The sequence below is a fragment of the Pseudomonas gorinensis genome (genome assembly GCF_042015035.1).
Lineage (GTDB): Bacteria > Pseudomonadota > Gammaproteobacteria > Pseudomonadales > Pseudomonadaceae > Aquipseudomonas > Aquipseudomonas gorinensis.
Genome location: NZ_CP167125.1, coordinates 4,588,590 through 4,604,253, shown reverse-complemented (window position 1 = coordinate 4,604,253; position 15,664 = coordinate 4,588,590). Strand labels below are relative to the sequence as shown.

The 15,664-nt window shown below is 60.9% G+C and carries 13 protein-coding genes; 9 read left to right on the top strand and 4 right to left on the bottom strand.

From position 1 onward, the window contains the following. Position 1 precedes the first annotated feature (1 nt). Complete coding sequence (locus tag AB7933_RS20720; RefSeq protein ID WP_024076095.1) at positions 2-1,819, bottom strand: sigma-54-dependent Fis family transcriptional regulator; 1,818 nt, start codon at positions 1,817-1,819, stop codon at positions 2-4. Between the two features lie 459 nt (positions 1,820-2,278). On the opposite strand from AB7933_RS20720, the gene AB7933_RS20715 reads away from it, so the two are divergent. The 6 genes from AB7933_RS20715 to AB7933_RS20690 all read left to right on the top strand — a co-directional run bounded on the left by AB7933_RS20715 (position 2,279) and on the right by AB7933_RS20690 (position 8,333). Next, positions 2,279-3,373, top strand: coding sequence for an ABC transporter ATP-binding protein (locus AB7933_RS20715; protein WP_024076094.1), 1,095 nt, complete (start codon positions 2,279-2,281; stop codon positions 3,371-3,373). Next, on the top strand, positions 3,373-4,470 hold the full coding sequence (locus tag AB7933_RS20710) for an ABC transporter ATP-binding protein (protein WP_024076093.1): 1,098 nt from the start codon (positions 3,373-3,375) through the stop codon (positions 4,468-4,470). The genes AB7933_RS20715 and AB7933_RS20710 overlap by 1 nt, the downstream gene beginning before the upstream one ends. Next, a complete protein-coding gene (locus AB7933_RS20705) occupies positions 4,467-5,333 on the top strand; it encodes a carbohydrate ABC transporter permease (protein ID WP_024076092.1) in 867 nt (288 codons plus the stop codon). Before AB7933_RS20710 ends, AB7933_RS20705 begins: the two co-directional genes overlap by 4 nt. A 10-nt stretch (positions 5,334-5,343) precedes the next feature. After that, a complete protein-coding gene (locus AB7933_RS20700) occupies positions 5,344-6,144 on the top strand; it encodes a carbohydrate ABC transporter permease (protein ID WP_003174634.1) in 801 nt (266 codons plus the stop codon). 10 nt (positions 6,145-6,154) lie between these two features. Then, complete coding sequence (locus tag AB7933_RS20695) at positions 6,155-6,427, top strand: DUF2160 domain-containing protein (protein WP_014718862.1); 273 nt, start codon at positions 6,155-6,157, stop codon at positions 6,425-6,427. A gap of 163 nt (positions 6,428-6,590) precedes the next feature. Next, positions 6,591-8,333, top strand: coding sequence for an ABC transporter substrate-binding protein (locus AB7933_RS20690; RefSeq protein WP_024076091.1), 1,743 nt, complete (start codon positions 6,591-6,593; stop codon positions 8,331-8,333). A gap of 324 nt (positions 8,334-8,657) precedes the next feature. Here AB7933_RS20690 and potE read toward each other — a convergent pair whose 3' ends face one another. Together potE and AB7933_RS20680 are read right to left on the bottom strand one after the other, a co-directional pair. After that, a complete protein-coding gene (gene potE / locus AB7933_RS20685) occupies positions 8,658-9,986 on the bottom strand; it encodes a putrescine-ornithine antiporter (protein WP_024076090.1) in 1,329 nt (442 codons plus the stop codon). 163 nt (positions 9,987-10,149) lie between these two features. Then, complete coding sequence (locus AB7933_RS20680; protein ID WP_024076089.1) at positions 10,150-10,581, bottom strand: hypothetical protein; 432 nt, start codon at positions 10,579-10,581, stop codon at positions 10,150-10,152. A 165-nt stretch (positions 10,582-10,746) separates the two neighbouring features. Between AB7933_RS20680 and AB7933_RS20675 the strand changes: the two genes are divergently transcribed. Further along, entirely contained in the window at positions 10,747-11,760 is a 1,014-nt protein-coding gene (locus tag AB7933_RS20675) for an ABC transporter substrate-binding protein (RefSeq protein WP_024076088.1), read from the top strand. Between the two features lie 293 nt (positions 11,761-12,053). On the opposite strand, the gene AB7933_RS20670 is transcribed toward AB7933_RS20675, so the two are convergent. Further along, positions 12,054-12,842: an AraC family transcriptional regulator gene (locus AB7933_RS20670; protein WP_024076087.1), complete on the bottom strand. Its 789-nt coding sequence runs from the start codon at positions 12,840-12,842 to the stop codon at positions 12,054-12,056. Positions 12,843-12,928: 86 nt separating this feature from the next. Between AB7933_RS20670 and AB7933_RS20665 the strand changes: the two genes are divergently transcribed. Continuing rightward, on the top strand, positions 12,929-13,927 hold the full coding sequence (locus tag AB7933_RS20665; RefSeq protein WP_024076086.1) for a bile acid:sodium symporter family protein: 999 nt from the start codon (positions 12,929-12,931) through the stop codon (positions 13,925-13,927). Between the two features lie 500 nt (positions 13,928-14,427). After that, on the top strand, positions 14,428-15,618 hold the full coding sequence (locus tag AB7933_RS20660) for a sugar transporter (protein ID WP_024076085.1): 1,191 nt from the start codon (positions 14,428-14,430) through the stop codon (positions 15,616-15,618). Positions 15,619-15,664: the final 46 nt, after the last annotated feature.

The following is a 15,664-nucleotide window of genomic DNA, read 5'->3' as shown; positions in this document are numbered from 1 at the left end:
CTCAGGCTTCGTTCTGCCGCAGGCGCTTGTACAAGGTGTTGCGGCTGACTCCCAGCTCCCGTGCCAGGTGGGAAATATTCCCGCCTGCTGCCTTCAGGCGTTGCTTCAGGTCGAGGGTCTCATCCAGGTATTCAGTGGCCGGCAGCGGTGCCGTCAGGTTCAAATCCACAAAAAAATCGTCCGGCAGATGCTCCGCGCGGATCGGCTGTTCTTCGGCCATGGCCAGGGCCACCTGCAACACGCTGCTGACCTGGCGTAAATTGCCCGGCCAAGGGTGCTGCTCGAACAGCGCCAGCACCTCGGGACTGAGCCCGGCCCACTGGGTCGGCTCGCGATGCTGCTGCCATAGCTGTTGGAACAGCGCGCGCTTGTCGGTGCGCTCGCGCAGGGGCGGTAGTTCCAAGGTCAGGCCACCGATGCGGTAGTACAAATCCTCACGAAAACGCCCGGCCTGCACAAGCTCTCGCAGTGCGCGGTTGGTGGCGGAGATGATGCGCAAGTCCACCGGGAACAACTCGCTGCTGCCCACGGGTTGCACGCAACGTTCCTGCAATACCCGAAGTAGACGCGCCTGGGTCGGCAGGGGCATGTCACCGATTTCATCGAGAAACAGCGTGCCTTTGTCGGCCTTGCGAATCAGGCCGATGCTGCCTTTCTGATTGGCGCCGGTGAACGCGCCTTTTTCATAGCCGAACAGTTCCGATTCCACCAGCTCTGCCGGAATGGCTGCACAATTCACCGCGATAAACGCCTGCCGGCTGCGCGAACTGGCCTGGTGCAGGGCTTTGACGAACACCTCCTTGCCCACCCCGGTTTCACCGTGGATCAGCAGCGGGATATCTTTTTCCAGCAGCCGCTCGGCCTGGCGTACGGCTTTTTCCACGCGGGCTTCACCGAAATGCAAGGTCTTGAGGCCCATCGCGACGGGCTTGGGCGGTATCGGTTCGCTGAACACGCGCGCCTGCACCGGCGTTTGCTTGGGCCGTTTCAACACGCATTGGAAGCGATTGCGTCCCGCCGCCTGCAACGAGAACGGCAACCCCTCCGGCTGATTGAGCAATTCCAGCAACGACACCTGGAACAAACTGTCGATCATCACCCGCGACAGGCTGATGCCCAGCAGGTTGTCGGCGCGGCGGTTGGCCGAGAGCACTTGGCCGCTTTCATCGAAGATCAGCAGGCCGGCCCACTGGCTGTCGAGGTTGCTCAGGCCAGTATTGAAGGTCAGCTGAAAATGCTCGCCGCGAAACAGGTTGAGGATCAGCCGGTTCTCCACGGTCTGGCTCATCATCTTGACCATGCCCAGGGTGTGCGAGGGCGGCAGGTAGCTGTCGCTGGACACATCCAGCACGGCGATGATTTCACGCTGGGCATCGAAGATCGGCGCCGCGGAGCCGGTCATGAAACGGTTGGCTTTCAAGAAGTGTTCATCGTGCTCGATATGCACCGCCTGGGCACAGGCCAGCGCCGTGCCGATGGCATTGGTACCGCTGGAGCGCTCCATCCAACTGGCGCCAGCGCTGAAACCGCGGGCCAGCTTGGGCTCGATAAAGCGCTGGGTGCCCCACGAAGTCAGGACCTGGCCCTGGTTATCGGCCAGCATGATCAGGCAGTTGGAGTTGCTGAGGATGTTCTCGTAGTAGGGCAGCACTTCCTGATGAGTGGTCTGTACCAGGGAATGCTGGCTTTCCAGCAACTGGCTGATGCCTTCGGCGGGGAGCTGGTCGAAGCTGGGGGGGCTCTGGTGGTCCAGGCCGTACGCACGGCAGCGGCGCCAGGATTCCTGGATTAAGGTGTCGTGAGCCAAGGGTTCGGCCATGGGGCGACCTTCTTTTTATTGTTTTGGGGTCTTGCACTATTTACCCGATGCAACGGGGACAAAATGGGGGACGGGGCAAGCTCTAAGGCTTTTTTGTAGGAGCGAGCTTGCTCGCGAAGAACTCACAGGCGCCGCGTTGATTCAGGAAACACGCGTGATCGTTGAGGTTTTTCGCGAGCAAGCTCGCTCCTACAGAAGGCCATGTACGCTTAACTGACTGGCAGCCCCCTCCCGCATTTGACCTGTGTTGATCGTTCCATCGGGTTCAAACAGTGTTGTTCATAACTGTTCATTGTCAACCCCAGGATTGTTCAATTGTTCAGCCCGATCTGTTCATTTTTGTTCGTTCCTGAACATCACGTTCAGCCCACTGCCTTGTGAATCAAGCACCTGCCGTCTTGGCATGAAACTCGCTCTGAGGACTGGCCAGATTCATTCCAATAATAAAAAGGGCGTGTCATGTCATTGACCCTGGAACATGTCTCCCGCGTCGTCGAAGGCCAGACCTGGATCGACGACGCCAACCTGCGATTCGAAGCCGGTTCCTTCAACGTCCTGCTGGGCCGCACGCTGTCCGGCAAGACTAGCCTGATGCGCCTGATGGCCGGCCTGGACAAGCCCGACAGCGGCCGCATCCTGATGAACGGCGTGGATGTCACCCACAAACCGGTGCGTCTGCGTAACGTGTCGATGGTGTATCAGCAGTTCATCAACTACCCGACCATGACCGTATTCGAAAACATCGCCTCGCCGTTGCGCCAGGCCGGTGTGTCCGACGAGCTGATCCAGAGCAAGGTGCTCGAAACCGCCAGGATGCTGCGCATCGAGAAATTCCTCCAGCGTCACCCCTTGGAACTGTCTGGCGGCCAGCAGCAACGCACGGCCATGGCCCGCGCCCTGGTCAAAGACGCCGAACTGATCCTGTTCGATGAACCGTTGGTGAACCTGGACTACAAACTGCGTGAAGAGCTGCGTCAGGAAATGCGCGAGCTGTTCAAGGCGCGGCATACCATTGCCATCTACGCCACCACCGAGCCCAACGAGGCGTTGGCCCTGGGCGGCACCACCACGATCCTTCATGAAGGCCGAGTGATCCAGAGCGGCAGGGCCGCCGAGGTCTATCACCAGCCGCAAACCGTGCTGGCCGCCGAGCTGTTTTCCGAACCACCTATCAACCTGATGCCGGGGCGTATCAGCGGTAACGAGGTGAGCTTCGCCAATTTCGTGCACTTTCCGTTGAATGTCGACCTGCGCCCCATCGGCGAAGGCGAGTTCCGCTTTGGTGTGCGCCCCAGCCATATCAGCCTGGTACCGAGCAACGACGATGACCTGGAGTTGGCGGTGACCGTGGAAGTCGCCGAGATCAGCGGTTCAGAAACGTTCCTGCATGTGCGCAGTGAACACTTCCTATTGGTCCTGCACCTGCCGGGCGTGCATGAGTACGACGTCGACGCGCCGATCCGCGTGTATATCCCCACCCATAAACTGTTTGTGTTCGATGGCCAGGGCCGTTTGGTCCAGGCCCCCGGGCGCCGTGTCGCGAGGGTTGCCTGATGGCCGAGATCCATTTGCAGAACCTGGCGCACAGCTACAGCCCTACGCCGGCCGGTCCTGAGGACTACGCCATTCGGGCAATGAACCACGTGTGGGAGCAGGGTGGTGCCTACGCCTTGCTCGGGCCGTCGGGCTGCGGCAAATCGACCCTGCTCAATATCATCTCCGGGTTGCTCAGCCCCTCGGAAGGCCAGGTGTTGTTCGACCAACAGGTGGTCAACGAGCTGACGCCGGAGAAACGCAACATCGCCCAGGTGTTCCAGTTCCCGGTGGTCTACGACACCATGACGGTGTTCGACAACCTGGCTTTCCCCCTGCGAAACCAGGGTATGGCCGAGGCGAAAATTCACAGCAAGGTGCAGGAAATTGCGGAGGTCCTCGACCTGCAAAACCTGCTGAGCAAAAAGGCGCGCAACCTCACTGCCGACGAAAAGCAGAAAGTCTCCATGGGCCGTGGCCTGGTGCGCGATGACGTATCGGCGATCCTCTTCGATGAACCGCTGACCGTGATCGACCCGCACCTCAAATGGAAACTGCGGCGCAAGCTCAAGCAGATCCACGAGCAGTTCAATATCACCATGGTCTACGTCACCCACGACCAGCTGGAGGCGTCGACCTTTGCCGACAAGATCGCGGTGATGTACGGCGGCCAGATCGTGCAGTTCGGCACGCCACGGGACCTGTTCGAACGGCCGAGCCACACCTTTGTCGGCTATTTCATCGGCAGCCCGGGGATGAATCTGATCGAAGTGCAGGCCGAAGCCGGCGGGGTGCGTTTTGCCGGTACGTATCTGCCGTTGTCGGAGGCCTTGCAGCAGCGCATTTCCGAAACGGACTACACGAAGCTGCAGGTCGGCATCCGCCCGGAATTTGTCCATGTGTGGGATGAGCACAACCCTGACGCCCTGCAGGCCGACGTCACCCATGTGGAAGACCTCGGCACCTACAAGATCGTGACCCTCAACCTCGACGGCGCCACCCTGAAAGTGCGTCTGGCCGAAGACAAACCGGTGCCGGAGGGCAGGGCGTCCATCAGCTTTCCCGCGCAGTGGCTGATGGTGTATGCCGACGACTACCTGCTGGAGGTGCTGCCATGAACAAGGTGCAGAACAACAAGGCTTGGTGGCTGGTGTTGCCGGTGTTCCTGCTGGTGGCGTTCAGCGCGGTGATCCCAATGATGACCGTGGTCAACTATTCGGTGCAGGACATCTTCGACCAGTCCAGCCGCTACTTTGTCGGCGCCGACTGGTATAAACAGGTGCTGCTCGATCCGCGCCTGCATGACTCGCTGTTGCGCCAGTTCATCTACTCGGCCTGCGTGCTGCTGATCGAAATCCCCCTGGGCATCGCCATCGCCCTGACCATGCCGACCAAGGGCCGCTGGTCGTCGTTGGTGCTGATTATCCTGGCCATTCCCTTGCTGATCCCATGGAACGTGGTCGGCACCATTTGGCAGATTTTCGGCCGCGCCGATATTGGTTTGCTCGGCTACAGCCTCAATGCCCTGGGCATCAGCTACAACTACGCGGCCAATACCCTGGACGCCTGGGTCACGGTGCTGGTGATGGACGTATGGCACTGGACGTCGCTGGTCGCGCTGCTGTGCTATTCGGGGCTGCGGGCCATCCCAGATGTGTACTACCAGGCGGCGCGGATCGATCGCGCATCCGCCTGGGCGGTTTTCCGACATATCCAATTGCCGAAGATGAAAAGCGTGCTGCTGATCGCGGTGATGCTGCGCTTTATGGACAGTTTCATGATCTACACCGAGCCCTTTGTCCTCACGGGGGGCGGGCCGGGTAACGCCACTACCTTCCTCAGCCAGACGCTGACCCAGATGGCCGTAGGCCAATTCGACCTGGGCCCGGCCGCGGCGTTTTCCCTGGTGTATTTCCTGATCATCCTGTTGGTGTCCTGGTTGTTCTACACCGCCATGACCCATTCCGACGCCAACCGCTGAGGTCGCCAGCATGAGCAAGCGAAAAGTCATCCCCCTGCTGATTTATATCCTGTTCCTGCTGGTGCCGATCTACTGGCTGTTGAACATGTCCTTCAAGAGCAACACCGAAATCCTCGGCGGGCTGACGCTGTTTCCGCAGGACTTCACCCTGGCCAACTACAAGGTGATCTTTACCGACCCGAGCTGGTACACCGGTTACCTCAACTCGCTGTACTACGTGAGCCTGAACACGGTGATTTCACTGAGCGTGGCGTTGCCGGCGGCCTATGCTTTCTCGCGTTACCGCTTCCTGGGTGACAAGCATCTGTTCTTCTGGCTGCTGACCAACCGCATGGCGCCACCCGCGGTGTTCTTGCTGCCATTTTTCCAGCTGTATTCGTCCATCGGCCTGTTCGATACGCACATCGCCGTGGCCTTGGCCCACTGCCTGTTCAACGTGCCGTTGGCGGTGTGGATCCTCGAAGGCTTCATGTCTGGCGTGCCCAAGGAAATCGACGAAACCGCTTACATCGATGGCTACAGTTTTCCCAAATTCTTCGTGAAGATTTTTATCCCGCTGATCGGCTCCGGCATCGGCGTCACGGCGTTTTTCTGCTTCATGTTTTCCTGGGTCGAACTGCTGCTGGCGCGCACCCTGACTTCGGTCAACGCCAAGCCCATTGCGGCGGTGATGACGCGCACGGTGTCGGCGTCGGGGATCGATTGGGGCGTGCTGGCGGCGGCGGGGGTGTTGACCATCCTGCCGGGCATGCTGGTGATCTGGTTTGTTCGCAACCACGTGGCCAAGGGCTTTGCCCTGGGCCGGGTCTGAGGAGTCGATGATGGAATGGATGGCCTGGACCACCCCTACGGCGCTGTTCTTTGGCGGCATTGCCCTGATTCTGGCGGGCATGACCACCTGGGAACTGCGTTCGCCGAGTATCCCTCGGCGCGGTTTGTTGCCGATCAGCACCACCCGTGGTGATCGCTTGTTTATCGGTCTTCTCGGAAGTGCCTACCTGCACCTGCTGGTGATTGGCGTAACCGACTGGAGCATCTGGGTGGCGTCCGCGCTCTCCCTGGTATGGCTGTTGAGTGTGATGCGTTGGGGCTAGTGCCTCGACACCTTGTAGGAGCGAGCTTGCTCGCGAAAATCGCCAACGATAACGCGGGCATTCTGGATGTACGCGGTGTCGTCGGGTTTTTCGCGAGCAAGCTCGCTCCTACAGGGGGGCTGTGGCGTTTGTAGTCCTTTTTGAAATTAACCAGGAGGTCTCTATGTTGAATAAAAACAATAAGCTGCGACATAGCATTTCATTGGCCGCCGTACTGGCCCTCAGCGGTTTGAGCGCCACGGCCTGGGCCGATGCGTACGAAGACGCGGCGAAAAAATGGATCGGCAGCGAGTTCAAACCCTCGACCCTCACGGCCGACCAGCAGCTTGAGGAACTCAAGTGGTTCATCAAGGCTTCGGAACCGTTCCGTGGGATGAAGATCAACGTGGTGTCGGAAACCCTCACCACCCATGAGTACGAGTCCAAGGTGCTGGCCAAGGCCTTCAGTGAAATCACCGGGATCAAGCTGACCCACGACCTGCTGCAGGAAGGCGACGTGGTGGAAAAGCTGCAAACCCAGATGCAGTCCGACAAGAATATCTATGACGGCTGGGTCAACGACTCGGACTTGATCGGTACGCACTTTCGCTATGGCAAGACCGAATCGATCACCGACCTGATGGCCAACGAAGGCAAGGCCTTCACCTCGCCGACCCTGGATATCAAGGACTTTATCGGCATCTCCTTCACCACTGCGCCGGACGGCAAGATCTACCAGTTGCCCGACCAGCAATTCGCCAACCTCTATTGGTTCCGCGCCGACTGGTTCGAGCGTCCGGAACTCAAAGCCAAGTTCAAGGAGAAGTACGGTTATGACCTCGGCGTGCCGGTGAACTGGTCCGCCTATGAAGACATCGCAAAGTTCTTCAGCGAAGACGTCAAGGAAATCGACGGCAAGCGCATCTATGGCCATATGGACTATGGCAAGAAGGATCCGTCCCTGGGCTGGCGCTTCACCGATGCCTGGTTCTCCATGGCCGGCGGCGGCGACAAGGGCCTGCCCAACGGCTTGCCGGTGGATGAGTGGGGCATTCGCGTGGAGGACTGCCACCCGGTGGGCTCCAGCGTGACCCGTGGCGGCGATACCAACGGCCCGGCCGCCGTGTTTGCCACGCAGAAATACGTGGACTGGATGAAAGCCTACGCCCCCCCGGAAGCGGCGGGCATGACCTTCTCCGAGTCCGGCCCGGTGCCGTCCCAGGGCAATATCGCCCAGCAGATCTTCTGGTACACCGCGTTTACCGCCGACATGACCAAGCCGGGCCTGCCGGTAGTGAACGCCGACGGCACGCCGAAATGGCGCATGGCGCCATCGCCGGTCGGGCCGTATTGGGAAAAGGGCATGAAGAAGGGCTATCAGGACGTGGGCTCCTGGACCTTCCTCAAGTCGACGCCTGAGAAGCAGAAACTCGCGGCCTGGCTCTATGCTCAGTTCGTGACCTCGAAAACCGTGTCGCTGAAGAAAACCATCGTCGGCCTGACGCCGATTCGGGAATCCGACATCAACTCCCAGGCCATGACCGACCTGGCGCCGAAACTCGGTGGCCTGGTGGAGTTCTACCGCAGCCCGGCCCGGGTGGAATGGACTCCGACCGGCACCAACGTGCCGGATTACCCACGCCTGGCGCAACTGTGGTGGAGCAACATCGCGGCCGCCGCCAGCGGCGAGAAAACCCCGCAACAGGCGCTGGATAACCTGGCCAAGGAGCAAGACGCGATCATGACGCGCCTGGAACGCTCTAAAGTGCAGCCGGTGTGCGGCCCGAAAATGAACCCTGAGCGTGACGCGCAATACTGGTTCGACCAGCCGGGCGCACCGAAACCGAAACTGGCCAACGAGAAGCCTAAAGGCGAGACCGTGGCCTACGGCGACCTGCTCAAGCAATGGGAGGCAGCGCGTAAATAATCATTCCGGAACACGCGGTAAAAACGGTGGAAGGGGGCTTGCCCTCGATGAGGGCGTGTCAGTCACCTAGTGGTTAACTGACCCGGCGCCATCGGGGGCAAGTCGAATCGTCGCACCGCCCCTCCCACATTTGGATCTGCATATATCCGGTAAATTTCGGTCTGGTTTTGTTCTGGCTTTTGCGGCCCTGGAACCGACCGGTGTTGTGGCTGGTGTACTCGGTAAGAATGTGGGAGGGGGCTTGCCCCCGATGGCGGTGTGTCAGCCAACAGCACCACCGCCTTCGAAGCCTCGCTAAAGCTCGACATCTCCCACAGGGGATCGTCAGGCCTCGGGTGAATCTGCTGGTTCCCCAACAAACCGCTTGGCCAGAAACCCATACAACAGATACCCCAGCGCTAACACCAGCATCGCGCCAAACACCGGCGCTTCCCCGCATGCGTAAATCGCATACAGCGAATACCCCACGGCTACTACGACCACCAGCGTGTTCCGCGCCTGTACCGTCGCACTGGCGCGCGCCTTGTGCATCATCACCAGCAAGCCGCTGAGGGCGGTCACATAGGGCACCAGGTTGGTCACCACCGCCAGGTTCACCAGCTTGCTGAACTGCGCACTGGCGCTGGGCGAGATGGTCGACAAGGCGATCAGGCTTTGCAACGTCGCACAGGCCAGCAGCCCCAGCACCGGCGCATTGGCCTGGGTGACCCGGCTGAAAAAGCGTGGAAACAGGCGTTGGTCCGCCGACATCTTGGCCGTCTGCGCCAGGGTGAATTGCCAACCCAGCAGCGAACCGATGCAAGCCACCACCGCCAGCGCCATGATCAGCTTGCCCACCCAGGGGCTGAACATCTGCGCATAGACCAGCGCAAACGGCGCGGAGGAGGCCGCCAGCTCAGCGTTGGGGACGATGCCCTGGATCACCGACGTCGACAGCACATACACCACCGCGACCCCCAGCGTGCCCAGCAGGCACGCCAGCGGTACGGTGCGCTCGGGGTTCTCGACCGCGTCATAGCCTTGGGCGGCCGACTCCATGCCGAGGAAGGCCCACAGGGTCAGGGGAATACTCGCGCTGACGGCGTCCCACAGGTAGCGTCCGTGCGGGTTCCATGCCGCGGTGAACACCTCGGCCCGGAAATAGAACCAGCCGATCACGCACAGCCCCGCCACCGGAAGGATCACGCCCCACACCGTCACCACGCCGATGCGCCCGGTGATGCGTGGGCCGCCGAAGTTGGCCGCGGTGGTCAGCCAGATCAACGCCAGGCTGCCGATAAACAACGGCATCGGCCCACTGCCCAGCCAGGGGATAAACGCTGACAGATAACCCACCGCTGAAATCGCAATCGCCACATTGGCGATGATCAGCGAGAGAAAATACAGGAACGAACACATGAAGAACCCGGACTTGCCGTGGGCCTCTTCGGTGTAGGCCGACATGCCGCCGCTGCGCTTACAAAAAAGCCCGCATTGGGCAAAGCCGTAGGCAATTGCCATCGAACCGACCGCCGTGACACCCCACGACAGCAACGAAATGGCCCCCAATTGCGCCATGCTGGCCGGCAACATGATGATGCCCGAGCCCATCATATTGATCGCGACCAGGGCGGTCAGGCCCAGCAGGCTCATCTTTTTACTGGGTGTGGACATCGGTATTCCTTGGGGTTGAATAGCGAGCACTGTCGTTGTGGCGAGGGAGCCATGGCTTGGACACATTCGGCGCGTCCTTTGGCCTGCGTCAACCTCCGCGCCTGTCATACTGCAATGGACTCAGGTGGGGCGCCCCCTTGGTCGGTGGTTCGGGGCCTCGGGATCAGGCCATCGCCTGTGGCTGGAGGCGCCATTCACCTTCCAGGTCCTTGACCAAGCCACTGGCCAGGAACAACGGGACCAAACGCCTGTGCAGTGGCGGTTCGACAAACTCCTTCACCGTCTCCACTGCCAGCACCCCACTCAACGGCAGCTCGGCCTTGGTGTAGGACAACCAGGCTTTCTTGAGCATCAACAGCACATCACTGCCGGCCGTGGACGCAAAGCGACGGTGGGTCGGCTTAGCGTCGAAGGTGAACGTGTGTTGCTGTTCATAGCTGCTTTCATCGCCGCCACTGGCCGCACACCGTACGCAGGTGCACGGGCCATCGCCAAATGCGCTGCGCAGGTAGGCGTTGAAGTCCACCACGGGCTTGAGTGACAGGCGCTTATCCACCTCGAACAGGTCCCCGGTCATTTTTTCGTCAGTGTTCAACGTCCATTTCCTCGCAGGTATCAGGCGGCTTTTCAAAGCGCGGCACAATAGCAGCCGGGCGCCGATTTGGGGATGATTTGCATAACAATAGATCGCGATATTCTTTTGCGCTCTTAAAAACCGCCGCTAGGCTTCATCACCTCCTCGAAAACGCGGCAGCCCTCCATGACTTTCAAACGTTCCTCCCTGACCCTCCTGGCCGCATCCCTGGCCGCCGCCGGTGCGTTACTCAGCCCCGGCGCCCAGGCCGAAGGCAAGATCAGTATCGCCCAGCAGTTCGGCATCGGTTATCTGATCCTTGATGTAGTGCGCGACCAGCACCTGATCGAAAAACACGGCAAGGCACAGGGCCTGGATATCCAGGTGGAATGGAACAGCATTTCCGGCGCTACGGCCATGAACGAATCGCTGCTGGCCGGCGCGCTGGACGTGGTGTCGGCCGGTGTGCCGCCGATGCTCACCCTATGGGACCGCACCCAGGGCAAACAGAACGTCAAGGCCATCGCCTCCCTTGGTTCGATGCCCAACTACCTGCTGTCCAACAACCCCAAGGTCAAGACCCTCAAGGACTTCACCGAGAAAGACCGCATCGCCGTGCCCGCCGCCGGCGTGGGCTTCCAGTCGCGCACCTTGCAGATCGAAACCGCCAAGCAGTTCGGCGACGCCCACTACAAGAAATTCGATGACATCTCCATCAGCCTGGCCCATCCCGACGCCACGGCGGCGCTGATTGCCGGCGGTTCGGAGATCAATTCGCACTTCTCCAGCCCGCCGTTCCAGTACCAGGAACTGTTGAACCCCAACGTACACAAGGTGCTCAGTTCCTACGACATCCTTGGCGGTCCGGCCACCTTCAACGTGCTCTACACCACGCAGAAATTCCACGACGAGAACCCCAAGACCTACAAGGCGTTCTATGACGCCCTGGCGGAGGCGGAGACGATCATCAAGGCTGACAAACCGGCGGCGGCCAAGGCGTATATTCGCGTCGAGCAATCCAAGCTGCCGTTGGACCTGGTGGAGAAAATCGTCCAGGACCCGGAAATCGACTTCACCATCGTGCCGCAGCGGACCTATATTTATGCCGAGAAATTGCATGAGCTCGGCGTGCTGAAAAACAAGGCGGCGAGCTGGAAAGACTACTTCTTCGAAGAGGCCCACGGCGGCAACGGCAGCTGAACGTCGATCCCCATTGGACGTACGGTCAACATTGTGGGAGGGGGCTTGCCCTAATGCCGTTCAGTTAAGGCTTTTTTGTAGGAGCGAGCTTGCTCGCGAAGAACTCACAGGCGCCGCGTTCACTCAGGAAACACGCGTTATCGTTGACGTTTTTCGCGAGCAAGCTCGCTCCTACAGAAGGCGATGTACGCTTAACTGAACGGCATTAGGGCTTGCCCCGATAGCGGTGGGTCAGCTACAGATAAGCTGACTGTTCTACTGCCATCGGGGGCAAGCCCCCTCCCACATTAGTGTCAGCGGAAGAATTCACCGGGGGTGGCATCGAACTGCTGCCGAAACGCGTTGATAAACGCCGAGGTGGACTCATAGCCACAGCTCAACGCCACATCTGTGACCCGCTCGCCTTGCTCCAAGGCGGGCAGGGCGCTCAATAACCTTAAACGCTGGCGCCAGGCCCGAAACGTCAGGCCGGTGTCACGCACGAACAAGCGGCTCAGTGTCTTTTCACTGACCCCCAGCTTCCCGCTCCAATCGCCCAATGTCGTCTGCTGTTCCGGGTGCAGGTTCAAACTGCGATAGATCTGGCGCAACCTGGGGTCGAGGGGCAATGGCAGCATCAAATCCACTTGGGGCGCCGCCGCCAATTGATCCAGTATCACCTGGGCCAGGCGACCATCGGGGCCGTCCTCGGCGTATTCCACCGGCAACGCGCTGAAGCTGCGAATCAGCTCACGCAACAGGCTGCTTACCTCCAGCACCTGGCAACGTTCGGCGGCCCAGGCGGTGACCCGGCAATCCAAGTAGAGGCTGCGCATCTCGGTGTGGGGGGAGCTGTACACCCGGTGCGGCATGCCCGCCGGAATCCACACCGCGCGCTGAGGCGGCGCGACGAAACGGCCGGCGCTGGTCTGGATCTCCAGCACCCCGGAAATCGCGTAGGACAATTGCACCCACGGGTGGCTGTGCCGACGGGTGAGGGCGCGATTGGGCAGCGATTCGGTACGCCCATACACCGGCCGTGGCAGGCTGGAAAGCCCGGGCACGCTGCGGCGCACGGTTTTGTCATGTCCTTTAGGCGGCATTTACTGGCTCATTGGCGTTAGTCGGTAACAAGGCGTTACGTTAGAGTCGCGGTGACGCTCTTGGCAACCCCCGGAAGATCCTGCTTATGACTCGCCCCCGTTTTCTGCCTGACAACTTCACATTGACGCTGATCGCCACGGTGATCCTCGCCTCCCTGCTACCCGCCAGTGGCCAGACCGCCGTGGCCTTCGGCTGGGTGACCAACCTGGCGATCGCGCTGCTGTTTTTCCTGCATGGCGCCAAACTGTCGCGCCAGGCCATCGTCGCCGGGGCGGGCCACTGGCGCTTGCACTTGCTGGTATTCAGCCTGACTTTCGTGCTGTTCCCACTGCTGGGCCTGGCGCTCAAGCCGGTGTTGTCGCCGTTGATCGGCAAAGACCTGTACATGGGCATGCTTTACCTCTGTGCGCTGCCGGCCACCGTGCAATCGGCGATTGCCTTCACCTCCCTGGCCCGCGGCAATATCCCGGCGGCGATTTGCAGCGCGGCGGCGTCGAGCCTGTTCGGCATCTTCCTCACGCCGTTGCTGGTGACCCTGTTGATGAATGTCCACGGTGAAGGCGGCTCTACGCTCGATGCGATCTTGAAGATCAGTGTGCAACTGCTGCTGCCGTTTATCGCCGGGCAGATCGCTCGGCGCTGGATCGGCGCATGGGTGGGGCGTAACAAGGCTTGGCTGAAATTCGTCGACCAGGGCTCGATCCTGCTGGTGGTGTACGGGGCGTTCAGCGAGGCGGTCAACGAAGGTATCTGGCACCAGATCCCGCTGTGGGAACTGGGCGGCCTGGTGGTGGCCTGCTGCGTGTTGCTGGGCCTGGTGCTGTTGGCGTCCACCGTGTTGGGCAAGGTGTTTGGCTTTAACCAGGAAGACCGCATCACCATCTTGTTCTGCGGCTCGAAAAAGAGCCTGGCGACGGGCGTGCCGATGGCCCAGGTGCTGTTCGCCGGGGCGACCATGGGGGTGCTGATCCTGCCGTTGATGCTGTTCCATCAGATTCAGTTGATGGTCTGTGCGGCGTTGGCGCAGCGCTATGCCAACCGGCCGGAAAGCATCCCGGAAATGATGGGGCAGGTGGATCCGTGATCCCATGACCAGGCGCCGACGAAAATAGCCGCTCGGTCAGCCGTGTCGACATGTGCATCAACATGGGGTCGTGGGTGGGGAATCTTTCCCGGCTGTAGGGCGGCTCAGGTTGTCGGTCAAGGGCCGCTTGAGTTCAGGCGCGCGCTGGCCGGGCACAGGGTGTGCGACAAATGCGCGCAGTGCTGCGGTGATTGACGCGACGGGGAGTCCCCCGCCAGCCGTGGCACTCGCTTCAATGGGCACCGCGCTGCATCGCTGGCCGGCGCCCAGGCGGCCTGTCACGCTGGGCGTTATTACCACCCGCGTTACCCGTGGAGGGGCAAGCTCGGCAAGCCGATGGCGTTGCTCGCTGACGTGATGGCCCTGGCCTCGCCATGAGGGATCGGACGACGAATGCCTGGGATCAGCGTCAACAGCCGCCCGAGAAACCTATAGAATGCTGGGCGGCGGCGCTCCTCCTGGGTGGCCGCTCGATCATCGCCAGAGTGCCGTACCGTTCAATGAGCCTTTCAGCCGCAACCCCCCAAGCCAATTGGCAACCGGTCATCGCCCTGGCGCTGGCCGCCTTTGTGTTCAATACCACCGAATTCGTCCCCGTCGGGCTGCTCAGCGCCATCGGCGCCAGCTTCGACATGCCGATTGCCAGCGTTGGCCTGATGCTCACCATCTACGCTTGGGTGGTGTCGGTGACGTCACTGCCGGTGATGCTGCTGACCCGCAATATCGAGCGGCGCAAGTTGCTGATCGTGTTGTTTTGCCTGTTCATCGCCAGCCATATCCTCTCCAGCGTGGCCACTGGCTTCGGCCTGTTGATGGTCAGCCGTATTGGCATTGCCTTGTCCCATGCGCTGTTCTGGTCGATCACCGCCTCCCTCGCCGTGCGCCTGGCGCCCGCCGGCAAGCAGGTGCAAGCCCTCGGCCTGCTGGCCACCGGCACGTCCCTGGCGATGGTCCTCGGCATTCCCCTGGGCCGCCTGCTCGGTGAAGCCATGGGTTGGCGCACCACCTTCCTGGTGATCGCCGCCTTCGCCGCCGCCCTGGTGTTCTGGCTGGCGCGCACCTTGCCGCTGTTGCCCAGCCAGAACTCCGGCTCGTTGCGCAGCCTGCCACTGCTGTTCAAGCGCCCGGCGCTGGTGGCGCTGTATGTGCTCACTGCCATGACCGTGACTGCGCAATTCACCGCCTACAGCTACATCGAACCTTTCGTTGAAGGCGTTGCGGGCCTGAGCGGCAATGTGGTCACCCTGTTCCTGCTGGTGTTCGGTGGTGCGGGCATCCTCGGTTCGCTGCTGTTCAGCCTGGTACACCGCTTCAACCCCCATCTGTTCGTGATCGGTGCGGTGTTCCTGCTCGCGGCGTGCCTGGCGCTGTTGCTGCCATTGAGTGGTGCACAGTCGTACCTGGTGGGCCTGAGTGTGTTCTGGGGCATGGCGATCATGGGCTTCGGCCTGGCCATGCAGTCGAAAGTGCTGGTGTTGGCACCGGACGCCACCGATGTGGCCATGGCGATGTTTTCCGGTATCTACAACATTGGTATTGGCGGTGGCGCGCTGATGGGCAGTTGGGTCGGCAGCCAATTCGGCTTCGCCTGGATCGGCGCGGCGGGCGGGTTGCTGGCAGCGGTGGCGTTGATCGGGTATTGCCTGGCAATCAGGCGCTTTGGGCAGGGTGTAGCGCAGACGCCGGCTTGATCGCCGCGGGCGACCATTGGTCGCCTTCGAACACCCACACTGTTAT